The organism is Patescibacteria group bacterium, from assembly GCA_028716665.1.
Lineage (GTDB): Bacteria > Patescibacteriota > Patescibacteriia > UBA2591 > JAQUPP01 > JAQUPP01.
This window is the reverse complement of the sequence record JAQUPP010000001.1, coordinates 246023-272605: the sequence shown is the minus strand read 5'-3', so window position 1 is coordinate 272605 and position 26583 is coordinate 246023. Positions and strand designations below refer to the sequence as shown.

Below are 26583 nucleotides of genomic sequence, written 5' to 3'. Positions count from 1 at the left end.
AAAAACTACTTCTGTATGAAAAGAACATGGATAAAAGATACAATTAATAATGTTGGACAAGAAATCAAGCTTTGCGGCTGGGTTAATACCCGCCGGAATATGGGTCAAATGGTTTTTATCGACTTGCGCGACCGTTCCGGATTGGCCCAAATTGTTTTTATTCCAAAAGAGCTGGATGAAACTTCCCAAGAAGCGGCAAAAAAAATCCGCCCTGAATTTGTGGTGGAAATTGAAGGAATAGTAAATGCCCGGCCGAAAAATCAAGTTAATCCTAATTTAGCAACCGGCACTGTGGAAATTTTGGCCAAAAAATTAACCATTCTTTCCGAAGCAAAAACACCGCCTTTTGAAATTGACAATGAAACCTTAAAAGCCAACGAAGAATTGCGGCTTAAATACCGCTATCTTGATTTGCGCCATGAAAGAATGAGAAACAATCTGATTCTCCGCAGCCAAGTCACAAATTTTTTCCGCGAATATTTGAATAAAAATGATTTTTTGGAAATAGACACGCCGATTCTGACAAAAGGAACTCCGGAAGGAGCCCGCGAATATATTATTCCTTCCAGATTATATCCGGGAAGTTTTTACGTTTTACCGCAATCTCCTCAACAATTCAAGCAACTTTTGATGGTTGCCGGCGTAGACCGTTATTTCCAGCTTGCCCGCTGTTTTCGCGATGAAGACACTCGCGGCGATCGTCAACCTGAATTCACTCAGCTTGACATTGAAATGAGTTTTATTGACGAAGAAGATATTTTATCTCTGATTGAAAAAATGATGATTGATTTGATTGAAAAAATATTACCCGCGAAAAAAATAACCACCAAACCTTTTCCCCGCCTGACTTATGCCGAAGCAATGGAAAAATATAAAACTGATAAGCCTGATTTAAGACTTGCCCACCGAAGCCTTGGCGAAGGCGGGAATGATAAAAATGATCCTGATGAACTGGCTTTTTGCTGGGTTGTTGATATGCCTCTTTTTGAATATTCAGAAATAGAGAAAAAATTTGTTTCCTGCCATCACCCTTTCACTCATCCTAAAGATGAAGATTTAAATACTTTTGAAAAAGAACCATTGAAAGCCAGAGCCAAGGCTTATGACCTTGCCTTAAACGGCACGGAAATTTTTGGCGGCAGCATCAGAATTCATCAACCTGATTTACAAAATAAAATTTTCAAAATTCTCGGCATTGAATCAAGCGAAATTGAACGCCGATTCGGCCATATCTTGGAAGCTTTTCAATATGGCGCCCCTCCTCACGGCGGAATTGCCTTAGGTCTTGATAGATTGATAATGATTTTAACGAATGAACCGAATATTCGCGAAGTTATTCCTTTTCCAAAAACAGCCGACGCCAAAGATTTAATGATGGGCGCGCCTACGCCATTGAATAAAAAAAGTCTTCAAGAAAATCATCTTGAAATTACCAAATAGTCGATTAAAATGCGTATTATAAAATTAGCTTTCCAAAATTTTTTCCGCAATCTTCCTTTATCTTTAACCAGCATTTTGATAATGCTTTTAATGCTTTTTTCTTTAAGTTTTCTTTCCATTATCAATATTTTAGCTCAAGAAACACTGAATTCTTTCAAAGACAAATTTGATTTAAGCGTCTATTTCAAGCAAAATGTTGATGAAAATCAAATTAATTTATTCCGCTCGGAACTGGAAAATATGGTTGAAGTCAAAGAAGTTCATTACATCACTCCGCAACAAGCCTTGGAGCAATTCAAAAGCAAACATCAAGATGTTCTAACCCAAAAATCTTTAGAAGAACTGAATGACAATCCTCTCAGTTCGGCGATAACAATCAAACTTCGCGATCCGAACGATTATAATACCGTATTCAATGTTACTCAAAAACCCGAATTCAACGCCTTGATTCAAGACCAAGATTTTTACGATTATCAACAAATCATGGATGCTTTTAATAAATTCAATAAAAAAATCCATTATGTCGGCTGGGCCTTTAGCGGACTTTTTGTTTTTATCGCCATTTTGGTGATATTCAATACGATCAAGCTCGGCATTTGGGCGCAAGAAAAAGAAATTAAAATAATGCGGCTGGTGGGCGCCACTTCTTGGTTTGTTCAAGGACCATTTTTGTTTGAAGGTTTTCTTTATGGTTTTATCGCTTGGATTTTAAATGCCTTGATTATTATTCCCCTTATTACTTATGCCCAACCTTATATCAAGCAATTTTTTGAATTGGATTTCAGTTTGCTTGATTATTTAAAGAATAATATTTTAAGTTTTGGCGGCGGATTTTTATTATTTGCTTTGATTGTCGGTATTCTCGCTTCCGGCGCAGCAACTAAAAAATATCTGAAGGCGTAAATTAATGGTTGTTAGTTATTAGTTTTTAGTTTTAGTTTATCAGTTTCTGGTTTTAAATACCCAATAACTGAATAACTATAACCAATAACCACAAACTATAAACTATGATAAACCTACAAGAATTTAACTACGACTTACCAAAAGAATTAATCGCTCAAAAACCATGTCAGCCCCGAGATCATTCGAGGCTGATGATTTTAAATAGGAAAAATAAAAGCATTACTCACGATTATTTTTATAATTTAGGAAAATATTTAAAACCAACTGATATTTTGGTCGCCAATGATTCAAAAGTTATTCCTGCCAGAATTCAGGGTAAAAAACCGACCGGCGGGAAAATAGAAATTTTATTAATCAGACTCATTAACGCGCATCAATGGGAAATTATGGTTAAAGGCAAAGTCAGTTCGGGCTTAAAAATTATTTTTTCCAAAAATCTTAACGGAATTTTGGAAAAAAAACTTTCCGAGCAAACATGGCAAATCAATTTTAATCTTTCCAAATCTTTGTTTGACCAAACTATCAATAAATTAGGACAAACCCCCACTCCTCCCTATATCAAACGTTTATCAAATCTCAAAGAATATCAAACGATTTATGCCGCTTCTCCCGGTTCATCCGCCGCGCCGACCGCCGGTTTCCATTTTACTGAAAAATTAATCAATAATTTAAAAAAACAAAAAATATCTTTTGAATTTGTAACTCTCCATGTCGGTCCGGGAACCTTTTTGCCGGTCAGAGAAGAAAATATTAAAAAACATAAAATGCATGCCGAATGGGCTGAGGTTTCAAAAAAAACAGCTGATATCTTAAATAAGGCTAAAAATAATCAGCAAAGAATCATTGCTGTCGGAACCACCAGCGCGCGGACTTTGGAGGCTTTTATTAAAAATGGTCAATTAAAATCGGGGACAAAATGGGTTGATCTATTTATTTATCCAGGTTATCAATTTTCGGCCCAAGGCCGATCCGCCTCGGGCGAAAAATTCATTGACGGTTTGATTACCAACTTCCACATACCTGAATCAACTTTATTAATGTTAATTTCCGCCTTCGCTGACCGCGATTTTATCCTAACTGCCTATCAAGAAGCTATCAGAAAAAAATACAGATTTTATTCCTTCGGCGACGCCATGCTGATTATCTAAGGGCTTGATTTTTTTAGAAAAAAGATTAAAATAAAAAGTAATGGCCAGGTAGCCCCTCACATGGAAATTATATGTTCTACGTATATATTTTAAAAAGTATAAAAGATAAAAAATCATATATTGGCTATACAGACGATTTACAAAGAAGATTTCAAGAGCATAATCAAGGGTTGGTAGAATCCACAAAACCTAGAATTCCCTTCAAATTAGTTTATTATGAAGCATATTCGTCTAAAAAAGACGCCAAACACAGAGAAAATATGCTTAAAAAATATTCAGGATCTTGCACGCATTTAAAAAAAAGAATCAAAAATTCTTTGATAATTTCCATGTGAGGGGCCAGGTAGCCAAGCGGTAAGGCGGCAGTCTGCAAAACTGCTATGCAGGGGTTCGATTCCCCTCCTGGCCTTAAAGATTTTGTCTGTGAGGACAAGCCCATAGGGCGTAGGCTGAGCAGTAACAAAACTTTAACCCCCTCTTTTACTCCATCGAAAGTTTACTTTTTTAAGATACGCCGTAAGCGAAGCGGCTTCGCCTTTTATTCTAACGATTATCGAAAGTTTATCGTTGAGATAAAGGAGGGGGTGCTCATAATTGTAGCGAAATTTATTTCGCTACACTCAATAAATTCCGACAATTATGGCAATATTTATCATTGTTGATGCGAATGCGGTTTTACACCGCGCTTGGCACGCTTTACCAAAATTGACCGATCCCAAGGGTCGTATTGTTAATGCCGTTTATGGCTTTACTGCTCTTCTATTAAAATTAATCCACGAACAAAATCCAAGTTATCTTGCCATTACTTTTGACACCAAGGCGCCAACCTTCAGACATTTGCAATATAAAGAATATAAGGCTGGAAGAACTCCTCAGCCGCAAGAATTCTACGACCAAATTCCCATTACCAAAGAAGTAATTAACGCTCTGGGGGTCCAATTTTACGCCAAAGACGGATTTGAATCTGACGATTTAATCGGCGCGCTTGATAATCTAAAATCAAGACAACCAAATCTTAAAGTTTTAATTGTTACTGGCGATCGCGACATGTTTCAATTAATTGATGACACAACCAGTGTCTATTATTTTTTAAAAGGAGGATTAAGCCAATTTCAAATTTACGATAAAGAATCCGTTTATCAACATTTCGGCATTATGCCCGATAAATTGATTGATTTAAAAGCATTGGCTGGCGATCCCTCGGATAACATTCCGGGAGTGAAAAATGTCGGTCCTAAAACCGCCCTAAAACTAATCAAAGCTTTTGATTCCACGGAAAATCTGTATCGCCATCTTAAAAATTGCCAACAAAATAAAGAAGAATGTAAAATCAAAAAAAATCTGGCCGAACTTTTGATTAAAAGCGAAGAAGAAGTTATTTTAAATAAAAAATTACTGGCTATTTTAAAAAATATTGACGGAGTGGACGACCTTGAAATATGCCGTTTTGAAAATATCAATTTTGAAGAGACCGAAGATATACTTAAAAAATTAGGTTTTGCAAGTCTGATTAAAAGATTAAATAGCAAACCTGAGAAAAAAAATAACGACCAACAAAATAAATTGTTTTAAATTTATGATCATATTTATTTACGGGCCGGATACTTTCAGATCGCGAGAAAAATTATCCTCCCTAAAACAAGAATTTACCCGAAAAAAAGACAAAGAAAACATTAATATTTCTGTTTTTCAGATTAATGATTTGACAATGGATGAATTAAGAAAAGCCACTTTAAGCAAGGGGCTTTTTAAAAATCAAAGGCTTATTATTTTCCAACGCTTTCTTTCCGCCAAGGCTATTGCAAAACAAGAGCCGATTATCGCGGAGATGATCAATTTGCTTAAAAAAATACAGCAAGATGAGGACAATATTGTTATTTTCGCGGATGAAGACGTTAAAGAAAAAAATCTTTCTTTGGCTCAAAAAAAACTATATCATCTGCTTAAAAAAGAAAAATATATTTTTGAATTTCCTTATCTCAAACCGGCTGAATTGAAAAAATGGCTTAAAAAAGAAACAGAAAAAAATAAAACCGAAATAGAAAGCTCTGCCATAGATCTCTTGATTGAATTGGTAGGCGCTGATATTTGGACGCTAAAGAATGAATTGGATAAGCTTATCGCCTTAAACGGAGACAATATTATCAAATCAACTGATGTTCAAAATAATGTTTTAAATTTTGACCAGCAGAATATCTGGAAGCTGGTGGACGCCATTGGCGCCAAAGACAAAAAAACCGCCCTTAATCTTTTGACCGGGCAGATAAAAAACGGGGTTAATATTGACTGGCTTATTTCCATGCTTGCCTATCAATATCGCCTGCTTTTAAAAATAAAGTTCTGTTTATTGGATAATCCCGGCAATCATCCCGACCAATTAGCCAAGCAATTATCGCTTCATCCTTTTGTTTTTTCCAAGGGCTTGCAGCAAGAAAAAAAATACGGCCTGGAGGAAATAAAAAAGACCTATCAACAACTTTTGAAGATAGATCTTCTACGAAAAACTCGTCCTGTTGATTCGGAGACCCTTTTAGATCTCTTGATCGCTAGGAACTAGCTATTTCATTGCGTTCACCTTTTGACTTAACCGTGATTTATATCTAGACACGGTATTTTTTTTGAGAATATTTTTTTGAACGGCCTTATCCAAGGCTTTTTGTAATTTTAAATAAAATTCTTTGGATTTTTCTTTGTCTTTCAAGGCCATGAATTTAGTCAATTGGTGTTTAATCCAATGAACATTTGCTTGAATTTTTTTATTATGGAGTGTGCGTTTTTTTGTTTGTCGAACGGCTTTGAAAGCTGATCTTTTAATAGGCATAATAATTTTTAGTTTTTAATTTAAAATTCGTCTTCATTATTTTTATCTTCTTCATCAAATTCTTCATTTAACATCGCTTCTTCTTGAGAAATTAACTTTTCCCATTTATCGCGGCCGTTAATCAAGATATTCAATTTAGCTTTAAAATTATCATTAAAATCATTAACTAATTTTTTATGTTTTTGCCAAAGCTGGCAAAGCTCTTTTAATGTTTCCTCGGGTAAAATAGGTAAAAAAATAAGCAGATCATTCTGATCGGCTAACGGAATGGTCGAAGATGTGATAATTTCGTTTAATTGTTCTAATGTTTTAGACATGAGTTTCAGTCAAATCAAAAATTCTTGAAATTATAAAATCATTTCGGCTTTTATGATGCTTTAATAATTTTCTCGGGGTTTTGTCCTACTGCCTTAACTAATTTGGTAGATATTTGAAAGTTCTTTTTCTCTACAACATTCTTGGCATTATCAAACACTTCTGGTTCTGCACCAAAAAATTTCCCGTAAGTTTCTTGTTCTCCAATAATAATTCCCTTATTCTTTCTTGCTTTCACTTCTTCAATAACTTTCTTGCTTTCTCCGCTTAACTCCATTTTTTCTGTTTTTTGTTCTATTGTTGGATAATGATAATGTTCTGGGTTTGTCATATTATATTATTTATAAACCCCCTTTGATTTAATAATTATAGTATACACTATTTTTATATTTTGTCAAGTGTGGATAAACTGTGCTATGACTGTAAGATTATAAGTGATAACATTACTAATATGATTTACTCCTTGGAAGGAAAAATTATTGAAAAAGGAACTGACTATATTGCCATTGAAATAAACGGCATATCTTATCAGGTATTCGTGACTGATTTTTTCTTGGAAAAAATTGAAACCGATCAAACCTTGAAGCTGTTCACTTATTTGCATTTGAGAGAAAATTTAGTCATGCTTTTCGGTTTTGAAAACTGCCAAGAACGTGAATATTTCAAAAAACTCAACGATATCTCCGGAATCGGACCGAAATCAGCCATTAATGTTCTGTCAATGATAAAAATTAAAGATCTGGAACAGGCTATTTTGGAAGAAAATTTGGCCATTTTAACCAAGGTTTCCGGAATCGGCAGAAAAACCGCGGAAAGAATTATTCTTGAGTTAAAAGGTAAAATCGGAAAAATGACTCAGACAACTTCCAATGATGACGGTGTCATTATTGACGCCTTGATTTCCATGGGTTATACCATTTCACAAGCGCGTTTGGCTGTCAGAAAAATTTCTCCGGAAATAACAAAAACGGAAAAAAGAATCAAAGAAGCTTTAAAAGCGTTAAGCCGCACTCCGGTTTAATCTTTTTTAATACCAAGAATTTTAACTCTCGTATACAACTGGCGATGGCCAGTTTTTTTATGATAACGAACTTTTGGTTTATATTTGACTACGTAAATCTTTTCTCCTTTTTCCTGATCTAAAACTTTGGCTTCAATTTTGAAACCCTTGAGATAAGGTTTACCGACGACAAGACCGTCTTTTTCTGAATCAAAAACCGCAAGAACTTCTTCAAATAAAAATTTTTCTCCTGGTTCCTTGATAATTTTTTCTATTAAAAGAATATCTCCTTCTTTTACTAGATATTGTTTTCCTCCTGTTTTTATAATTGCTAATTCCATATTGATAAATAATAACACTTATTAAAAATTTTGTCAAATACTGACCGCCTTTTCAACTCTGATTTCCCCTCCCTTATCAAGAACCACCACATCTCTTCGTCCAAGTTTACCGGTCAATAAAAATTGCGCCAAAGCATCATTAACTTTTGTTTGAATAACTCTCTGAAGCGGACGAGCGCCAAAAATCGGATCAAAACCGGCTTGAGCCAATTCATTAACCGCATCCTCGGTAACTTTTAGAGCAATACCTTTTTGCTCCAATTGACTAGCCAATTTATTCAGTGTTAATTTGGCAATCTGTCTGACTTCTTCTATGCCTAATGGTTTAAAAACAATAACTCCGTCAAAACGATTTAAAAATTCAGGCCTGAAAAACGGTTTTAATTTTTCTCTGATTAAAACTTCCTGAATGGTTTGAACCGAGGTGCCCTTGCGTATTTCTTCCTGAATAAAATCAGTTCCGGCATTGGATGTTCCGATTAAAATTACATTTGTAAAATCGATGGTTTTACCCAAAGCGTCGGTCAAACGGCCATCATCCATAACCTGCAAGAAAACATTTAAAATATCCGGATGGGCTTTTTCAATTTCATCAAGCAAAAGAATCGCTGACGGGTTTGCTCTGATACTTTCGGTAAGCTGGCCTCCTTTTTCTCCTCCCGGTATACCGATTAAACGATTAATACTGTCTTTTTCTTGGTATTCACTCATATCAAGCCTGATCATTTTATTTTCATCGCCGAAATAAACAGCCGCTACCGTCTTGGCCAATTCCGTTTTACCAACACCGGTCGGACCCAAAAATAATAAATTAACAATCGGCTTTTTCATACTGCGAAGTTCTGTTCTTGCCCGACGCAAAGCCGTTGCCACCATACCCACTGCTTCATTTTGATCAATAAGCCGTTTATGAATCAACTCTTCCATGTGAAGTAATTTCTCCGTTTCTTTTTCCGTAATTTTTGCAATCGGTATTTTGGTTTTTTGAGAAATGAGTTCGGCCACATCTTCTCCTTGAACAATAGCTCTTTCTCCTTTTACATTTTTTACGAAAATCGCCACTTCCTGCAAAAGATTGATGGCTTTTTCCGGCAAATAACGTTCGTTCAAATAACGTACTGATAAATCAATTGCCTGATTTAATGCGCCGTATGAAAAATAAACTCTTTCTCTGCCTTCTGTCACGGCCATATTGGCTTCCAAAATTTGAATGGTTGTATTTTTATCAGGCTCGGAAATTTCTATTTTTTCAAGAACTTGACCCAAAGATTTGGTTTCAATAAGCCGCTTATATTCATTGGGCGTGGAGGTGGCAATAACCAAAAATAATTTATTTTTTAAAGCATTGGCTAAAATTTCCGCGATATCAAGTTCGCCTTTTGTCGTTTGAACACCACTCATATTGTGGATATCTTTGATGAAGAGAATAATATTTCTTGATCTGGCAATTTCACTCATAATAATTTGAATTCTCTCTTCAATTTCCCCTGGTTGAGAAGCTCCTGAAATTAAAGCCGGGATACTGATACTTACTAGTCTTTTATCTTGTAAAAATGGCGGTACGTCTTCGGTAACCATTCTTCGGGCAATTCCGTGAATAATTGTTGTTTTTCCGACACCTGGTGGACTGACTAAAACTATGCTCTGTCGGCCGCTTTCAAAAATCCTGAATATCCCTTCAGTTTCCTGCTCTCGATCTATGCAAACGCTTAAATAACCGTTTCTGGCTAGAAGAGTCAAATCTTCGCCATAAGCGTCAAGATAAGGCGTCGCCGTGGCTGTATAGGCCCTATTAATGGATCCCTTTGGTTTTAAACGAGCCTGAGAGAAAAAATAACCATGTTCGTGTCTTAAATCTTCGTAAATTTTAATCCAAAGACAAACATTTTTTATTTCAGTAATTCCTATTTCCAAATCATAAAGAATTTCTTTAATCGGTCCTTCAAAACTCGCCAATGATTCCAAAATATCAAGAGAACTTAATGATTTGGACTTTTTTTGACCGGCCAAATCATAAGCATTAATCAAAACTTTTTTCGCTTCCAAAGAATAATAAATTTCTCTTTTCTTTTTATTAATAGAAATTTTTGATAAAACACTGCTCACTCTTTCTTTCAAAGCATCCCAATTTAATCCCAAACGATTAATCACCAGGGCAACGTTTGGAACTTGCAAAGAAGCGAGAAAAAGATGAATCGGTTCTATTTTTTCATGACCGAGTCGGCAAGCTAATACCCACGCTTTTTCCATTAAAATTCTTGCTTCACCGGAAAGAGACTCAACAACTTCTATTTTTAAACTATGCGACAAAACGCTGATTTCCGGCCAAGCAAATGGCAGCCATTCTGATTTTCTTTTTGTTTTCGGAGAAATTTTTTGTTTTTCTTCGTTAGTGCGTTCTATGGAATAAACAAGATAAGCATCAGTGATAATTGATATCCAAAAAAGTAAAAATAAAACTTCTTTAGATAAAATAAAATATGACCATCCTCCTTTCTGTATGTCCCAAAGTGCTTTTAATAAAGACAATATTCCTATAATACCGAAAGTGATCAATAAAAATCTGCCTACGCAATGCAAAATTTTCCTGATTCTGTCTATTAATATTTCTTCTCTGTCTAAAACTTTTTTGGAATAAATCAAATATCCGCCCGACCAGGCATATATGCCGCGGCCATTGCAAGTTCGGCACAATTTACCGCCGAACGATCCTTCTCCATTGCAAGTTGGACAAATAATAAATTCCATATTGTTCAAAATTTTATTACGCGACAGATAAAAGACTTATTATTTCCATAACCGCCACTATTGGCAGAACAATCCATAAAATCAATAGAATAAATAATCCAATTGTTCCCAATATAAATAAAAACAAAAGCCAAGCAAGTAAAATTATTCTCATGAAAAAACTGATTATTCTCCCCGACTTGGTTGTCTCCCCGAACATCGGACTGAAGAGATGGGTCACCATAATTTTCAAACTGAGATCATGAGCCAAACGAAAAACACCCGAGGAAAAATCAAAAATTCTTTTGACTAAACCTTTCGTGTACCACCAAATAGGAAAATAAATAATTTTCCAAATACCTTGTAAAAATATAGATTGAAAAACTGGCATATTTTATTTTTTAGCGGAAAAAATCATTTTTTGTTCCAAGAGAGTCAATAAAAGATTTACAAACCAATAAAGCATCAGACCGCTTGGCAAGGAAATACCGATAAAAATAGTCATAATCGGCATCATAAATTGCATTTGTTTATTCATCATGGTCATCATATTCTCGTCTTTTGCTCCCGGAGTTTTAGCAACACTGGAATCAGGTTTTGCAGCCGTAAGCATTTTGGTCTGAAAATATTGTGAAACAGCGGTAACTAAAGCTAAAAGTATGTTTGGTTTAGCTAAATTTAAAAAACCAAAAGCGAAAGAATTTAAATGGCCCGGATTATAGATAAAAGAATAAACCGGCAGATTAGTGCTGGTTAAACCGGTGTTAAAAACTTGATAAACGGCGATCAAAATAGGAAGTTGGATTAAAAGCGGCAAACAAGAAGAAAAGGGATTAATTTTGTTCTCCTTATAAAGCTCCATGGTCATTTTGGCTTGCTTTTCTTTTTGATCCGGATATTTCTTTTTAATTTCCTCCATTTTGGGCTGAAGACTTTGAAGCGCTTTTTGAGATTTAAGCGATTGACGGGAAAGAGGAAAAAGTATTAATTTTAAAATCACAGTCAAAGTAATAATTGCCACGCCTAAATCATGGCCTGGAATTACATTGTAGAAAAATACTAAAAGATTAAGCAATGGCTGATAAAGAATGGTGTTAAAAAATTGAATCATACCAAATTTTTTTAAATTTTTAAGTTATTTATAACGCAAAAAATTTTACTAAAAATTTGCGTACCCTGTTAAATAAGATTTGAGGCGATTTTTTAGAAACATTTTGCCGTGATAGGTTTTAAAATATTTTTCTCTATGCATAGCATCTTTTTTATTCAAACAACCTTCGAAATAAATCAACTTTAACGGTCTTCTGTCTTTTGTTGAACTAACATGTCCTTTTCTATGTTCCTCAAATCTTAATTTTAAATTTTCTGTATAACCTGCGTAAAGTTTATTATCTTTCAATGATTGCAGGATATATACATAATAAAGCATATCTATATGGAAAATTTAAAATTATTTAACAGGGTAAAGGTTTTGTTGCTGAATTTTCTGCTCCCTCGCAAACTCGGGATTGAAAATTCAGACAAAGCCCTTTAAGGCTTATCCCATCCGCCTTTTGACCAAGGATTACAGCGGCAAATGCGATTAATTGCCTTAATAGATCCTTTCAATAATCCGTATTTTTCAATAGCTTGATAAGCATATTCGGAACAAGTCGGTCTGAATTTGCAAGTGCCGGACCAAGGATGAATTAAAGAAAAAGGACCGTGATCAGGCGAAAAAGTTTTTTGATAAAAACTGATTAATTTCAAAACCGACAGTTTAAGCAAGATGGAAATATTATTTTTCATTGGTGAATAAATTTTCTTTATGAAGAATGTTTTTTAAAATATCGTCTATCTGCCAATAGTCCAAATTTTTGATTTCCGTTCTGGTTAAAATCATAAAATCAAAACCGCTTTTAATATCTTTCTTTCTTATGTCTAAAATCGCTCTGATTCTTCTTTTAATCCTGTTGCGGACCACCGCTTTCTTGTCAACTTTCAAAGAAACAACAATGCCGAAACGCGAATTTTTTAAATCATTTTTTAACCATTTTAAACCAAAATATTGAGTCCAAGCCTGCTTGCCGAATTTCGCCACTTTTCCGAAATCCTTATTTTTGGTTAAACGATACTCTCTTGAAAGCATGTATATATCTTACCAAAAATAAAATTATTTGCCAACCCCCGTAAAACCGCTCTTGACAAATTTTAAATTTGTGCTATACTATAAATAGTGAATCACTCGTCAAAAATGAGTGATTTTTACAAAGGGGGAAACGTGAAAAAAATTTTAGCTATTTTATGTAAGATTTTTGTTCCGATTTTTATTGGTTGCTTTATTGGTGATCTTATTGGTGCTATTACTTACACGGTCAGCTTTCATGGTGACATTCACAATATCATACAAGAAGCGGAAAAAACTAAACTGGAATGGACTGCCTTTAATCCAATTTTCATCTATGGCGAGATTAATAAAGAAACGGCCCTGCAGACTATTAAAGAAATCAAAATACTCGAACGAGACTCAGCGGTTAATGAAATTAAAATTTCTCTCTGGTCTTTGGGGGGAGATGTTCGATCAGCTTGTGCTATCTGCCGAGTAATGGAAAATTGCCAGAAACCAATTACAATTGAAAGTTCTCAAGCATCTTCAGCTGCGGCTTTGATTCTTTGCTCTGGAACGAAAGGAAGAAGATATGTTGAAGGTCCAGAACAAGAAGCAGTTATGATTCATCCTACTGCAACTTATTACGAAGACGGATCAGTTTCGGTTAAGGAAAATTACAGAAGACTTCTATCTCATTACACTGCTGACAAAATTTGTGATATATTCTCTACATGGATAATAGCTAAAAATACGGGTCAAAATTTTCTACAGACGTGGAAAGATAAACATAAGAATGGTCAAGTAGGGACTTATTTTTCTGCTCAAGAAGCCATTGAATACGGCTTTGCTGATAGCCTTACAGCCTTATGACCCTAGCTTTATGACTTCTAAAGTTTGAGCCACTCAATATTGAGTGGCTCAATTATATTTTCTCTAATAAAAAACAACTCTTTAAAAAGTTGTTTTTTATTTATTAAAAACTAAAATCCCGCCTAGACGGTTAATCTTTTTCTGCCCTTGGCTCTTCTTCTCTTTAAAACGTCTCGACCGGCTTTAGTGCGCATTCTCTTTAAAAAACCATGGGTGCGAACTCTTTTCTTTTTTTTAGGTTGATATGTTCTTTTGACCATAAAGTTAGCTTTTTAGCTTTTTAGCTTTTTAGGCCAAAAAGTATTTTATAATATTTTTATTTAATTTACAAGCCTACAAACTATAAGCTAGTTTATCATATTTCCACTTCTTTGGCAACCCTTTGAATACTGTTTGCGCGGCCGGTTTTATCATTAATCTCAATTAAAACGGCATTAACAACCACTGTTCCCGTTTCCGGTATTTCCATAACTCGCTTGCATCCGGTTAAATAATGTTCAATAATCGGCTCTATTTTATTACCAATGCTTGAATCTTTGACTCCAACCATTCCCACATCAGTGATAAATGCCGTACCATTTTTTAAAATCTGTTCGTCAGCTGTCGGAATATGAGTATGCGTTCCCAAAAATACAGAAACGCGACCGTCCAAATAACGCCCCAATACCGCTTTTTCCGCCGTGGCTTCAGCATGAAAATCAACTAAAATAATTTTTGTTTTCTTGTTTGCCTTAAGAATCTTGTCAATTTTCTTAAAAGGGCTGGTAGTCTCGCCATATTTATCTTTAATAAAAACTTGACCGAGCAAATTAATTATTAAAGCTTTTTTCTTTCCTTTTTTCAAAATCATCTGACTGTTGCCAAAAAGTTTTTTCAGATAATTAGCCGGTCTGATGACTGGCAGTTTTTCCGAAACAACTTTTTTAAAGTCAGCTCTCTTTGACCAAATATGATTGCCGCTGGTTAATCCATCAACGCCGGCGTTTAAAATCTCTTTGACTATTTTCAGAGTCACGCCTTTGCCATGAGCTAAATTTTCACCATTGGCCAATATCAAATCCGGCTCAAATTCTTTTTTAAGTTCTGGCAGAATTTTTATGATTGCCTTGCGGCCGATTTTTCCGACAATGTCGCCGATGAATAATATTTTCATACCAAAATTATTTTAAAATTTAAGTTCGGAGAACGCAAAATTTTTAACTATAATTTTGAGTACCCCCTCCTTTTAGATGCTTTTAGTATTCCTTTTAAATCTCTCAGAGAATCCGATATATCGTTTATTGAGTTATTTCACAAGACAATTTATAAATATATAAATTCAAAAGCACTCAAAAGGAGGGGGTAAAGGTTTTGTTGCTCCAACTTAACGTCCGGAGACAAAGCCCTTTACCTCGCGTACTCAGTAATTCTATTTTCTCTGATAACCAATACTTTTATTTCTCCCGGATATTTCAAGTCATTTTCAATTCTATCGGCAATTTTTCGAGCCAATTTATTGGCTGCCAAATCATCAATTTCTTGCGGTCTGACAAAAACCCTTAATTCTCTGCCTGCTTGAATGGCGTAAACTTTTTCCACTCCGGGGAAGGTTTTTGCAATATCCTCCAACTCTCCCAATCTTTTTAAATATTCTTCATAAGTATCTCTTCTCGCACCCGGTCTGGCTCCGGAAATTGCATCAGCCACTTTAACGATTACCGCTTCCAATGTCGGCGGATGATCTTCATGATGAGTGGCGATCGGGATGGTTATTTCTTTCGGTAAACCGTATTTTTCAGCCAAATCTCTGCCTAATTCAGGATGCGTGCCTTGAACTTCAAAATCAACCGCTTTGCCGATATCGTGAAGCAAGCCGGCTTTTTTGGCCACGGAAACATTGGCTCCCAATTCAACGGCCAGCATTGACGCTAAATTCGCCACTTCCAAAGAATGTTGAAGGACATTTTGTCCATAACTTGTTCTGTATTTTAATCTGCCCAAAAAGAAAATTAATTTCGGATCAAGTCCGGTGACACCCATTTGATAAACCGCTTCCTCGCCGATTTTTTTAATTTCATGAGCCAAATCTTTTTTTATTTCTTCCACCACTTTTTCAATTCTGGCCGGTTGTATTCTTCCGTCACTGATTAATTTTTCCAAAACTCTTTTTGCCAATTGTCGTCTGATTGGATTAAAAGCTGAGACTAAAACTGTTTCCGGCGTATCGTCAATAATAATTTCCGTTCCGGTCAATTGTTCGATAACTTTAATATTTCTGCCTTCTCGTCCGATAATTCTTCCTTTCACTTCATCTGAAGGCAGGGCCACGGAAGAAGTGGAAACTTCAACCGTATGAGAAGCCGCATAACGTTCAATAACGGCGGTAATTAAATTTTTTGTTTTTTTATCAATTTCGTCCGATCCATATTGATCAAGTTTTTTAATTCTGACAAAAATGTCATCTTTCATTTCTTTCTCGAGATTTTCCAAAAGCTCTTTTTTCGCCTCATCAATGCTTAATCCTGCAACTCTTTCCAATTCTTGTTTTGCCTGATCATAAAGAGTACGAATTTTAATTTTTGCTTCTTCAAGTTTTTGAGTGGTTTTGGCAATTTCTTTATGTTGGTCTTCTATTTCTAAAATTTTCTTTTCAAAAACAGATTGTCTTTTTTCCAATCTTTCTTCCGCTATTTTCAATTCTTGACGCCAAACCAATTCTTCTTTTTTGGCTCTTTCAAGAATTTCCAAACTTTCTTCTTTGGCCTTGAAAAACATTTCCTGCTCTCTTGTTTTAGCCTTGGCTAAAATATTTTTCGCCTTGGCTTCGGCGGAGTCAACTTGATATTGACCGATTTGCCGACGCAATAAATAACCGACAAAAACTCCAAAAGCAAGAACAAAAATAATCATCAAATAAATCATAATTTTAAATTAAATAAATAAAAAACCCAGTGTTATACTCGGTTTTCAAAGAAAAAAATTAGATAATACTCGCCTTTTGTGACTTTCTGCCCTTTTTATTTTAAGAAAATTTAATTTTAAAATATTTTCCAAACCCTCTTAATAAGAGAAGTTGAGAGGCAAAAATTGTTATTTCAGGCTAAAATATATTATAATAATTTAATTATAGATTTAATTTCAGAAATCAACTGATTGAATTGAATTCACCTATTTTTTTCTTTGAAAACCGATAAAACGTTCTTCAACTGACATTTTAAAGTCAAAAGCAATAAATGCTTAAGATTTCACTAACTGTAAACAACATAACACATCCAATCCAAATTGTCAATTTAAATTAAATGTGGATAACTATTTATAGTTTAGGATTCTTTTTTGATTTTATTCAAAACATGTTCAATTTGGCTGGCTTTTTCTTCTGTTTCATCTATGACAAATCTTATTCTCGGCAAAGGGCGCATTGCCAAACGACGATTTAAAAAACCCTGTATCTCGCCAATCCTTTTCAATAATATAAAAAGTACTTTCTTGCTATGATTAAAAGGAAAGATGCTGATTAATATTTTCGCGTCACTTAAATCCTCGGATGTTTCCACTCTGGTGATGGTAATTAAAGATCCGTCCGGCGCTTCAATTTCCCGAACTATGATTTGACTCATTTCTCGTTTTATCAATTCATTGATTTTTTCAATTCTTTGTTTCATATTATATTTATTTTAAAGCCGATTCAATTTTAGAATAATTATTGGAGGCATTCCATAAAAGCCAGCCATAACCTTCACCGTCAGTCACGGCTTGTTTTTGTTTTAAAATCATATCCGGCGTATATTTGGCGCCGATATCAAAAGCTTGAATCCACGGCCTGACTTTCGGTTTGACAATTCTCTTGCCTTCGGAATCCATAAAAAGCGGTTCAGCTGATTTCAAACTTTGAGAAATTATTTCATAAGGATATTCAGCCGGATTTTTAAATCCGTTAAAATTATTTGGAAAATGAGACGGGTAAAGCATCGGGCATATAAAATCAAAATACGGCAACGCATCCTCCAATCTTTGACCGATATTCATATCACTATCATCCGTGGTGTGCCAAAAAGTCATACCGAAAAGATCAACCGAGGTTGGCCCTAAATTTACCAATTCTTTATTTTGATATTCGAAAAACTTTTTAATAACTTCATTTTTGGGAGTTTTATTATCCCAAAAAGGATAAACAATGTTTGTAATTTTACCGTCGGAAGGAAAACGAACATAATCAAAATTAACTTCGTCAAAGCCCTGCGCAAATACTTCTTTGGCCAGTTCTATGTTATAAGCCCAAACTTCTTCCGAGGCCGGATCAACCCATGACAAACCTTTATTATCTTTCCAAATTTGCCCTTGCCCATTTTTTAAAGCCAAGGCCGGATTTTTTTGAGCCAAAATTGGATCTTGAAAAATAGGAATTCTGGCAATAACATAAATTTTATAAAAATGAAGTTTTCTGATCAAACCACCTAAATCTCTAATTTTTATTTCTTTGGTTCCTAATTTTTCAACTTGAGGAATTTTACTGTTATAAGTTATTTTTCCGCTTGAATCTTTAATATCTATGACAATAGCGTTTAGTTCCGTTCGATCAACCAAATTTATCAATTCTTCCATCATTTTCGGTTCACTGGCTGTCCAGCCGGAAACATAAATGCCTTTTGTGAGAACAGGACCTCGATGACCTATTCGCTTTATTTCAAGTCCCATTCCTTGTTCTAATTTTTTAATATCCATTTCTGCCTTTTTTGAAAAAACCAATAAAAAACTCAAAAGTCCGATAAAAATAACAAAAACTAGAATTAACCTCAGATTTCTTGGCGAGAAATCCGGTATAAATTTTAGTTTTTTTAAATTCATAAAAATTTTTATCTTATAATTTTAGGCGGACTGACAGTCAAATCAATAATTGTTGAAGCCTTATTGCTTAAATTTTTTCCTTTTAAAATCAATTCTACTTTTTTATCACCAAAAATATTCGCTAATTTTTTAACATCCAGGGTCTGTTTTTGGCCTGAAATATTGGCGCTGGTAGCGGTTATTGGCATTTTGTAAGAAAGTTTTTGGCAAATTTTTGAGTCCGGTATGCGAATGCCGATCGTATTCTTTCCGCCGGTCAAAATCTTATTTATATTTTTTTTCTTTTTTAAAATAACAGTAAACGGTCCGGGTAAAAGAGCTTGAATAAAACGTTCTTGATTTTTATTAACCAGAGCTATTTTTTTAATATCTCCAACACTTGAGACCATGACTGAAATCGGCTGTTGAAAATTTCTTCCTTTCAGAATAAAAACTTTTTTAATCGCTTCTTGATTGAAAATATCAGCTCCCAAACCGTAAAGCGTATCAGTCGGATAAATAATCACTTCGCCATTTTTTAAAATCTTCCGCGCTTTTTTAATATTTTTTTCCGTTGTTGATAAAATCATATTACAATCCTATTTCTTGAGCCGCGCCCTGCATCGCCTCTAAACTGATTTTAAAAAATTCTTCCTGCGACAAATTCAAATCATCGCAGGCAGCAATATGTTCTCGATTTGCTCCTTTGGCAAATCCTTTTTCTTTATAACGATTTAAAATATTTTCTACGGTTAAATCTGATATTTTTTTATTTGGCAAAACCAAAGTTGAAGCAACAATCAAACCTGTTATCGGGTCGGAACAAAATAGCGCCTTAGCCATTCGGCTTTGGCGCGGCAGTCCGTGCATGACATTATGCGCTTTTATTGCTTCAATGATTTCCAATTCAATACCTTTCTCGGCTAAAAATTTCGCTCCAATCAAACTGTGATTTACAGGGTCTGTTTTGGTTTCTTCGTAATCAATATCGTGCAAAAGTCCGGCTAGAGCCCATTTTTCTTCATTTTCGAAAAAATATTTCGCCAAATTTTTCATCACCACCTCCACGGCTAAACAGTGTTTTATCAAATTCGGCGTTTTTATTTTTTCTTCAACCAATTTAAACGCTTCTTCGCGAACCATATTAAAGCAGTTTAAAATTATTAATAATCAAGCCGAATTTATAGCCCAAATAATTGGCCGCCTCGCGGCAATAAGTCATTCTTTCGGTAAAAATTTCAAAATACTCCATAATTGAACAAAATTTAGTGTCAATTTTCAAAACTAAGGTAATTCTTTTTTTCTTAGGATCAATTTTATGAACTGATTTGGTTGTTGCATAATTAACTCTGTCATGGATATCCGCTTTCGCGCTTTTAACATTAACCGTTACTCTGGAACGATGAACATCTGATTTATCGGCCAAGATAAGAATTGCGGAAATTTTATTTACTATTTTCATTGTTTGTTTGTCATGATTGACCATCGCTTGTAAAATATAAGCTAATTCTTGGGGAGAAAAATCTTTTTGAAAAAGTTGATTAAAAAGAAGGGCGCTCCAATAATGGTGTTGTTGACGACCCAAAAAATTGCCCATATCATGGCAGAATCCGGCAATAGCCGCTATATCTTGTTCTTTTTTACTTAACCCGATTTTTTTGGCTATTTCCTCTGATCTCTGAGAGACTAGATTAGCATGACGAAAAGCATGCTCGGTATATTCTAAAGCTTCCAAAGTAATTTCTGTTTGATAAATAAATTCCTGGACATAAGAATTATTTTTGATTTCTTTAATGCTTATCATATTGATTCAATTTATATTTTAAATTTGGTACCCCAGACGCTTCAAAATTGGAATCAATTGATTGAAACCTTAAAGTTGTGGAGCAATATTATAGCTAATTATAAAGAGAATTTCGCAAGTGTCAATGAGTAAAAATGGGGCTAGTAATAAATTATGTTTTTCTAAGAATAAACATATATACTACTGTATGTTATTTGAATCAGTAATTAAATAATTTTTATCTCATTTTAAATTCATTATAAATCTTGTCTAAAGTTTTAATTTAGTTTCAATTTGTAAATCATTCTGTTACCAACAATACTATCCCGAATAAAATGCGATTCAATCATCTGGTCGAAAGTATTATATAATTTTTGACCAACCAATAATGCTCTTGATAAGAGCTTAAATGAATTAATCCTGCTAGATAACAAATTATGAGTAAAATCATTCCTTTTATCTTTAAAGCCTCTTAATTGTTTTACAATTTTATCTTTATCTGAAAAATTATCCGTGCAATTCTCAAAAATATGGAGAATATCCCCCAGGCCACATCCAGCGATATAAAATAGTACATGGGGACTAAAAAGATTTGAATCATCATTTTTCATTTCTCTTTTTAAGAGTTTCTCAGTTTCTTTTTTAGTGATCAATCTTCTATATTTTTTGCATGTTTCCAAAATATGTTTATACGCTTCTGACCTTACCAATTTTCCCTCTTTTAAAAATAATTCAAGTATCATGGTTAATTTATATTCTATTTTAATGGTTAAATTAAATAATTTGTATTCGTTAAATGATTGATTTTTAAAATTTGATGAAATTTTATATCTTTCTAAATTTTCAAATAACTCTTCCCATGAATTTGAATCAACAACAAGGTCCGCATTAAAATATCTATTCATACCTCTGAAAGCATTTTTATCACTATGTTTTTTAATTTCTTTTCTCATATATTTTAATCAAATTTCCTAGGGGGGGTATTCCCCTAAAAAATTGTTTTGGTCGGTAAGAATACAGTCCCTGTGCTAGAAATTTTTTTAAAATTATAAAATTTTAGGCGATAGCGATGTCGTGTATTAAATATAAAGTTTTTTAATGGTTAGCACTGATATTAAAGGCGACATCACAGGAAAATAATGATAATGCTCTAAAAGTCTTTATTATAAGGCAAAAACAGTTATTTAGCCACTATTCGCCCTCGTAGGAAATATATTAATCCTCTGATTGAGAAAATAAAATAATTTAAGATTGATGACTATCAAGATAGCATCAACTTTTTGAGATTTTCTCGGTAGAGATTTAAATTTGATATAAACTATCAACTATCGCTTAATACTAGCCCTCAAATTCGACCTTGCGTAGCTGCTTCTCTTCTTGGATTCTCTGACGTTCTCTTTTTGCACTATCCTTAAGACTTTTAATCATTTTTTTGGCAAATTTTTTCACTTGCTTATTCCCGTCGTTTAAATATTTTTTTAAGGTCTCTGCTTTTGCTTCATGGACGCGTGCGATTCCATCCTCTCCCGAAACTACACCAGTGGAAAATAACATCCCTTCAATATGGCCTATATTTTTCTTACTTTTAGTTTTTTTAATTATTTCGATACTTAATTCTATATTGCCACCTTCAAATTGATCCATTAATTGCACAGCCTTGGTCAAATTATTTTCATCTCCACATTCAATCATATTTTTAATTACAACTGTTAATGAGTTTATCTTTTTAAGAAAATGACCGATATTCCAATTATATGGCGACCAAGTAAGAGTGACTTTGTTAAGCCATTTCTTAATTAAAACCTGAAATTGCGGATAAGTAGAAAGATATCTTTTCAAATCATCATTAAAATAGTAAGGAATTGCCTGATAACGTTCCACCTCAGCAAAAATTTTTTTACCCTTTCTTTTCTTTGAACCTTTCTCGATTCTATCCCAAAATATGTCGAAGATTATTTGAATATCCTTTTTGCCAAGATTCAATAATAGGTGCTGGGCGTCCCAATCTAAATTATCTAATTCCACAAGTAATGATTTTAAAAGATTAATACCCTTTTTACTAAATTCGCTATAATCAACCCCTCCCCTTATAATCCCGAACTCCAATTCTCTAACAAGAGAGTCTTTTTTTTCTTGATATTTTTGAATCATTTCAAGTATAAGAGCTTCAATACGGATAGGATCACGCTTGAAATTCCTTGTGAGCGCATTAATAATGGCGTACTGTAAGGTCCAATTATTTCCTTCTTGATTAGTGAGAAAAGTGAAATTCCCAGTTAGTCTGACAATGTCTTCAAGTAATATTAAATCCTGTTCCCGAATTTCTTTTGACAAATCAAATCCTTCTCTATTGATATTAAGTGAATATATAATTGCACTGATTAAATTAATTTCTTGCTTATCTATTATTTTTTCAACAGTTGTATCCCATAAATCAAGACGACCAATATCACGAAAACCATCTAAAATATGCGTAGCAAGATTTTTCATCGGTTTATTATTATCTAGAGCATCATTAAATATCGTTGAGGCTATGTCTGGTTTTTTTGCGGCTAATTTTCTTAGAAACATTTTAAAAGGATTAAATTGCCAATCGGCTACAAAACCAATTTGTTCTGCAACTTTATTAAGAGTATTAATCCATTTATTTAAATTAGAGTCATCAATCTCTGCGACTTTAGTATCAATAGCTTGACCACGCCTTGATTCTGCTTTGTCTCGGCCTTCTTCTTCACGAAAAACAATATCATCGCCAGCAAATAAACGAAATATAGAATAGAAAGAATCTGTCAAAATATCTTTCCTTAATTTTCTAGCTTCAAGTGTATCTAATTTTCCACTTCTATAAAACCAATGAAACCTCTTCTCTATTTCTTCAGCGACTGGAATACTACCAACTAATTTACCGTCCTTAAAAAGCATCTCTCTATAAATAGTTAATAAATATTGAGCGTCATCAATAATCATTTTTCTTACGTTTTCACTATAAACTACATTAATCGGTGTCCTTACTGCCTCTTCAAGAATTTTTACTAATCTTATCTTTTTCTGTTCGTCAGTTACGTTTTTATAAAGATTGAATATTAAATTAATCGTCTCACGGCGAATATTTTTTAAAAAATCAGTTGGCTGAACAACTCCAAAATGCATTGTTAAGGTATATTGTGACTCTTTATTTATTCCCGATGTCGTCCCCTCTACTGACGATCCTAAAAGTTCTTGTGTGGCTACTTCAATAAAATCAAAATTTTCAATTTGTTTTTCAATCGACCATACCAAAATGTAATCAAGGATTTTCCTTTGTGCTCCATACCCAATTTTTGATTTAGAAAGAACATTAAAATCATACTTTGTAAAATGTTTTACAATTTCAATGGCTTTATTTTTTTCATCTTTACCCCCAGTCAAAATAATTTCTTCTAATATAGGTAAAACACCATCGGCGTAGATATAACGAAGTTGGTCAAGTAATTCTAATGCTTTTATAACCACATCCAAATGGCTTTTACCATAGAAAAACCTTATTGGATTTTTTATTAATTTCGGCTCTTTCGGATTGTGAATGATATGATTAACTATCTTAATAGTCTGCTTTGGAACTTTATAAACAAACTCACGAAGAATATCAATTGCTTCAAATATTTTATCATTATCCTTACTGGAAATGATTCTTTTTTTAATTTCATTAGCAAAATTAGACAGATACTTATCAGCCTGTTTATTATCAAGATTCATTAATTTTGATAAAATTTGTTTCTGATTTTTCATAATTCAACAAATTTTTTGATAAGCTTATTTATTTCAATTTTATGAGAATTTATTAATTCGTTAAGAGCTGTCTTTGCATCATCCTTATTTTTCAGGATAATCAAACCTCCAATAATCTCAATTAAATCAAGTCTAATAAGGTGGGTGATAATCATATTTTCTTCATCTGAAGATAAATTTAGTAAATCCCTCACCACAGCCCTAATTTCTTCGCCACGCTTATCAATATAAAATTCTGGGATAAGAAAAACAAAAGACTGATAAAAAATTAATTTATCTCCGTAATCATTTAATAGGTTTTGATATTTAAATTTTAATTTTCCAAAATCGCTTGAGATACTGATTTGTTTTGAACCTAAAAGGTAACTTACCGCTTCTCTTAATTTAATCAATTCTTCGTCACCTTCTTTTACTTTACGCTTGTATTCACGTAGTTCAATCGCTGTGATTTTCCCATCATGCACCATGCCGTGACAATTACTACATATGTTAATAATATTATCGGAGTCATTATTTTCACGATTCCCATCTATGTGATGTAAAACTAAAGAAACTCTTTCCTTGCAAACTAAACAAGAATGACGAGCCTCAATCTTAATTTCTCGTTTAGTTGCTACAGGTATTTGGGGTCTCGGATTTGTATATTTTTTATTCCTCATATTTGCTAATTTTTCTAATATTTATGAATAGTTTTTATCTTTTTTATAATTATATAAACTCTTTTTATTATAGCATTTTTAACGAAAAAGTTAATAAAAAAACTGCTTGAATAAAGCATTTTTTAAATACCCCTGCCCTCAAAATTATTCAAACTATTTAGAAAATTACCTTGTTGTGCTACTCACTGTTCAATTCAGAAAATAAGTGGAGTAAACCATATTCCTCTTTCAATTTTTCCAGTGGTGTAGATTCGCCGAGATCTTTAATTTCATGACCATCATTTTCATCAATAATATACCAATGGTCATAAGAACCTCCTTCTTCGTAATATTTATGTTTTGAGGTAAACAATTTTCCTTTATATACTCCTTTGGTTATAACGTCAAATGGATCGCCAACTGAAATATCTTTTAATACGCCAGTAGAAATATCAGCAACATAAATTTCATCATTTTGTCCATCATTATAATTATTAAAATAAATTTTTTTTGCATCAAAAGAAAAAACTATTGAGGAAAAATCACAGAGAACATCATTTTCAAACATATTCCCTACTAATAATTTTTCCGTGTGATTCTTTTTGTCTCGTATCCAAATTTCATTAAGCTTGAAACTAGGTCTGTCCGGATAATTTTGTACAAAAACCGATAATTCGCCATTGGGAGATAGTACTTCTTTTCCGTCAGAATATGGCTCGTTGGGATGTAATTCGCCATAATGCAGCGCATCCTCGGCTTCTTGGTGAGCTTTTTCCCAAGATTGGATTCTGATCGCTTCTTTTTGTTCTTTTTCTTTTTTGTTTATTGAATCAATATTGTATTGATGATAAAAAATAATTAAACCAAAAATTACGATGAATGAGCATATGTAAATTCTTGTGGCTAATTTTAGTTTCATTTTATTTTTTATCTCTCCTGGGTAAATATCTATTTGCTAAAATAACTATTCCTAAGGCCAAAATAATCCACCCTATGCCCAATGCTCCTTTATTGTAAGTATTCCAACATGTCCACGTCTCTCCTTCCCCTCCTCCCAATATATGTGAAAAAAAAGGTGACCCACTATAAGAATCGCATTGTTGTTTGGGAGTGGAATTTATCCCAACAAGATAAGCACCCAAAATTACAAACATTTCTGCCATGTATCTTTTTATTAAAAAATATAACTTAATTATTAATTGTTTTATTTTTTGCGGCTTTTTAATTATTGGTTGTTTTACTTCCTTTGTCCATTTTGGTCGAAAGGCAAATAAAATGCCAAGCGGTATAGATAAAAAAATACTTAATAATAGGGCATAAGGAAGGTTTGCGTCTTTATCGCTCACTCCATAAAGAAAGAAAAAAAGAATTAAAAACCAAATGCTTGTCCATATAAATACAGTCTGCCAAAGAGATATAGTTTTATTATTTTTTTCTTTCATAAATTTATCATCTTTTTTAATTATTGGTTGTTTTACTTCCTTTGTCCATTTTGGTCGAAAGGCAAATAAAATGCCAAGCGGTACAAATAAGTATAACGTGGTTGCCAAGATATAGATTAGGGTACCATAAGGATTATCTATTTTTTCCATAAATTCTTCATAATAAATAAAGGGGAGAAATAGCAAAATCAGAATCCATCCCCAAAAAAATAAAGAAGATACAATCTGCCAAAGAGATATAGTTCCATCTTTTTCTTCTAATCTATAAATATTATTTATTGGTAATTCTTCTAAAATTTTTAATATCTTAGATAGATTTTCTTCAGTAAATGACAACTTTGTAATTTCTTCAACTTTATTTTTGATATCTTCTGCGTTTTTTCCTCCTAATTTACTAATGGCGAGTTTAGTAATTTTTTCTATAAAAACATCTTCTAAACTTCTTGGGCATTTTTTTATTAATTGTTTTATTTTCATATTTTTATAACGTCAAAT

General features: G+C 33.4%; 31 protein-coding genes and 1 tRNA gene. 9 read left to right on the top strand and 23 right to left on the bottom strand.

From position 1 onward, the window contains the following. Positions 1 to 15: 15 nt before the first annotated feature. From aspS to holA, 7 genes are all read left to right on the top strand, one after another. Complete coding sequence (aspS, locus tag PHF10_01420) at positions 16 to 1440, top strand: aspartate--tRNA ligase (GenBank protein MDD5534394.1); 1425 nt, start codon at positions 16 to 18, stop codon at positions 1438 to 1440. Positions 1441 to 1449: 9 nt separating this feature from the next. Then, a complete protein-coding gene (locus PHF10_01415; GenBank protein ID MDD5534393.1) occupies positions 1450 to 2343 on the top strand; it encodes a permease-like cell division protein FtsX in 894 nt (297 codons plus the stop codon). Between the two features lie 107 nt (positions 2344 to 2450). Beyond that, positions 2451 to 3491, top strand: coding sequence for a tRNA preQ1(34) S-adenosylmethionine ribosyltransferase-isomerase QueA (queA, locus tag PHF10_01410; protein MDD5534392.1), 1041 nt, complete (start codon positions 2451 to 2453; stop codon positions 3489 to 3491). A 71-nt stretch (positions 3492 to 3562) separates the two neighbouring features. Further along, on the top strand, positions 3563 to 3826 hold the full coding sequence (locus PHF10_01405; GenBank protein MDD5534391.1) for a GIY-YIG nuclease family protein: 264 nt from the start codon (positions 3563 to 3565) through the stop codon (positions 3824 to 3826). A 2-nt stretch (positions 3827 to 3828) separates the two neighbouring features. Then, positions 3829 to 3900, top strand: a tRNA-Cys gene (locus PHF10_01400). Between the two features lie 230 nt (positions 3901 to 4130). Next, positions 4131 to 5063, top strand: coding sequence for a 5'-3' exonuclease H3TH domain-containing protein (locus PHF10_01395; GenBank protein ID MDD5534390.1), 933 nt, complete (start codon positions 4131 to 4133; stop codon positions 5061 to 5063). Between the two features lie 4 nt (positions 5064 to 5067). Beyond that, the gene (holA, locus tag PHF10_01390) at positions 5068 to 6048 is read left to right on the top strand and encodes a DNA polymerase III subunit delta (GenBank protein ID MDD5534389.1); all 981 of its coding nucleotides are present in this window, start codon (positions 5068 to 5070) and stop codon (positions 6046 to 6048) included. On the opposite strand, the gene rpsT is transcribed toward holA, so the two are convergent. The 3 genes from rpsT to PHF10_01375 are packed head-to-tail and all read right to left on the bottom strand — an operon-like array spanning position 6049 to position 6958. Beyond that, on the bottom strand, positions 6049 to 6312 hold the full coding sequence (gene rpsT, locus PHF10_01385) for a 30S ribosomal protein S20 (GenBank protein MDD5534388.1): 264 nt from the start codon (positions 6310 to 6312) through the stop codon (positions 6049 to 6051). Between the two features lie 20 nt (positions 6313 to 6332). Further along, entirely contained in the window at positions 6333 to 6629 is a 297-nt protein-coding gene (locus tag PHF10_01380; GenBank protein ID MDD5534387.1) for a hypothetical protein, read from the bottom strand. Between the two features lie 50 nt (positions 6630 to 6679). Continuing rightward, on the bottom strand, positions 6680 to 6958 hold the full coding sequence (locus PHF10_01375) for a hypothetical protein (protein MDD5534386.1): 279 nt from the start codon (positions 6956 to 6958) through the stop codon (positions 6680 to 6682). Between the two features lie 120 nt (positions 6959 to 7078). Between PHF10_01375 and ruvA the strand changes: the two genes are divergently transcribed. Beyond that, entirely contained in the window at positions 7079 to 7648 is a 570-nt protein-coding gene (ruvA, locus tag PHF10_01370; GenBank protein ID MDD5534385.1) for a Holliday junction branch migration protein RuvA, read from the top strand. On the opposite strand, the gene rplU is transcribed toward ruvA, so the two are convergent. The 7 genes from rplU to rnpA all read right to left on the bottom strand — a co-directional run bounded on the left by rplU (position 7645) and on the right by rnpA (position 12823). Next, entirely contained in the window at positions 7645 to 7968 is a 324-nt protein-coding gene (gene rplU / locus PHF10_01365) for a 50S ribosomal protein L21 (GenBank protein ID MDD5534384.1), read from the bottom strand. The two genes, ruvA and rplU, sit on opposite strands and share 4 nt — an antisense overlap. A 33-nt stretch (positions 7969 to 8001) precedes the next feature. Further along, positions 8002 to 10716, bottom strand: coding sequence for an AAA family ATPase (locus tag PHF10_01360; protein MDD5534383.1), 2715 nt, complete (start codon positions 10714 to 10716; stop codon positions 8002 to 8004). A gap of 16 nt (positions 10717 to 10732) precedes the next feature. Further along, complete coding sequence (locus tag PHF10_01355) at positions 10733 to 11086, bottom strand: hypothetical protein (protein MDD5534382.1); 354 nt, start codon at positions 11084 to 11086, stop codon at positions 10733 to 10735. 3 nt (positions 11087 to 11089) lie between these two features. Beyond that, entirely contained in the window at positions 11090 to 11806 is a 717-nt protein-coding gene (locus PHF10_01350) for a YidC/Oxa1 family membrane protein insertase (protein MDD5534381.1), read from the bottom strand. A 48-nt stretch (positions 11807 to 11854) separates the two neighbouring features. After that, positions 11855 to 12124: a GIY-YIG nuclease family protein gene (locus PHF10_01345; protein ID MDD5534380.1), complete on the bottom strand. Its 270-nt coding sequence runs from the start codon at positions 12122 to 12124 to the stop codon at positions 11855 to 11857. A gap of 101 nt (positions 12125 to 12225) precedes the next feature. After that, a complete protein-coding gene (gene yidD / locus PHF10_01340; protein MDD5534379.1) occupies positions 12226 to 12483 on the bottom strand; it encodes a membrane protein insertion efficiency factor YidD in 258 nt (85 codons plus the stop codon). Beyond that, positions 12473 to 12823, bottom strand: a complete 351-nt coding sequence (gene rnpA, locus PHF10_01335; GenBank protein ID MDD5534378.1) for a ribonuclease P protein component — start codon at positions 12821 to 12823, stop codon at positions 12473 to 12475. Before rnpA ends, yidD begins: the two co-directional genes overlap by 11 nt. A 105-nt stretch (positions 12824 to 12928) precedes the next feature. On the opposite strand from rnpA, the gene PHF10_01330 reads away from it, so the two are divergent. Then, the gene (locus tag PHF10_01330; protein ID MDD5534377.1) at positions 12929 to 13654 is read left to right on the top strand and encodes an ATP-dependent Clp protease proteolytic subunit; all 726 of its coding nucleotides are present in this window, start codon (positions 12929 to 12931) and stop codon (positions 13652 to 13654) included. Positions 13655 to 13776: 122 nt separating this feature from the next. Here PHF10_01330 and rpmH read toward each other — a convergent pair whose 3' ends face one another. The 13 genes from rpmH to PHF10_01265 all read right to left on the bottom strand — a co-directional run bounded on the left by rpmH (position 13777) and on the right by PHF10_01265 (position 26565). Next, positions 13777 to 13914, bottom strand: coding sequence for a 50S ribosomal protein L34 (gene rpmH / locus PHF10_01325; protein ID MDD5534376.1), 138 nt, complete (start codon positions 13912 to 13914; stop codon positions 13777 to 13779). Positions 13915 to 14009: 95 nt separating this feature from the next. Continuing rightward, a complete protein-coding gene (locus PHF10_01320; GenBank protein MDD5534375.1) occupies positions 14010 to 14807 on the bottom strand; it encodes a TIGR00282 family metallophosphoesterase in 798 nt (265 codons plus the stop codon). A 233-nt stretch (positions 14808 to 15040) separates the two neighbouring features. Then, positions 15041 to 16555: a ribonuclease Y gene (gene rny, locus PHF10_01315; GenBank protein MDD5534374.1), complete on the bottom strand. Its 1515-nt coding sequence runs from the start codon at positions 16553 to 16555 to the stop codon at positions 15041 to 15043. Between the two features lie 398 nt (positions 16556 to 16953). Beyond that, positions 16954 to 17295 carry a 30S ribosome-binding factor RbfA gene (gene rbfA, locus PHF10_01310; GenBank protein ID MDD5534373.1) on the bottom strand — a complete coding sequence of 114 codons (342 nt, stop codon included), beginning with the start codon at positions 17293 to 17295 and terminating at the stop codon, positions 16954 to 16956. A 7-nt stretch (positions 17296 to 17302) separates the two neighbouring features. Beyond that, positions 17303 to 18478, bottom strand: a complete 1176-nt coding sequence (locus PHF10_01305) for a putative glycoside hydrolase (protein ID MDD5534372.1) — start codon at positions 18476 to 18478, stop codon at positions 17303 to 17305. 8 nt (positions 18479 to 18486) lie between these two features. Continuing rightward, positions 18487 to 19047, bottom strand: coding sequence for an L-threonylcarbamoyladenylate synthase (locus tag PHF10_01300; GenBank protein ID MDD5534371.1), 561 nt, complete (start codon positions 19045 to 19047; stop codon positions 18487 to 18489). A gap of 1 nt (position 19048) precedes the next feature. Further along, positions 19049 to 19600: an HDIG domain-containing protein gene (locus tag PHF10_01295; protein MDD5534370.1), complete on the bottom strand. Its 552-nt coding sequence runs from the start codon at positions 19598 to 19600 to the stop codon at positions 19049 to 19051. A 1-nt stretch (position 19601) separates the two neighbouring features. Further along, positions 19602 to 20261, bottom strand: coding sequence for a phosphohydrolase (locus PHF10_01290; protein ID MDD5534369.1), 660 nt, complete (start codon positions 20259 to 20261; stop codon positions 19602 to 19604). Between the two features lie 257 nt (positions 20262 to 20518). After that, positions 20519 to 21193 (bottom strand): hypothetical protein, encoded by a 675-nt coding sequence (locus PHF10_01285; protein ID MDD5534368.1) that lies wholly within the window; start codon positions 21191 to 21193, stop codon positions 20519 to 20521. 385 nt (positions 21194 to 21578) lie between these two features. Next, positions 21579 to 24008 (bottom strand): hypothetical protein, encoded by a 2430-nt coding sequence (locus tag PHF10_01280; protein MDD5534367.1) that lies wholly within the window; start codon positions 24006 to 24008, stop codon positions 21579 to 21581. Continuing rightward, positions 24005 to 24667 (bottom strand): HNH endonuclease signature motif containing protein, encoded by a 663-nt coding sequence (locus PHF10_01275; protein MDD5534366.1) that lies wholly within the window; start codon positions 24665 to 24667, stop codon positions 24005 to 24007. The genes PHF10_01280 and PHF10_01275 overlap by 4 nt, the downstream gene beginning before the upstream one ends. Before the next feature lie 178 nt (positions 24668 to 24845). Then, entirely contained in the window at positions 24846 to 25565 is a 720-nt protein-coding gene (locus PHF10_01270; protein ID MDD5534365.1) for a hypothetical protein, read from the bottom strand. A 1-nt stretch (position 25566) separates the two neighbouring features. Beyond that, positions 25567 to 26565: a hypothetical protein gene (locus PHF10_01265; GenBank protein MDD5534364.1), complete on the bottom strand. Its 999-nt coding sequence runs from the start codon at positions 26563 to 26565 to the stop codon at positions 25567 to 25569. Positions 26566 to 26583: the final 18 nt, after the last annotated feature.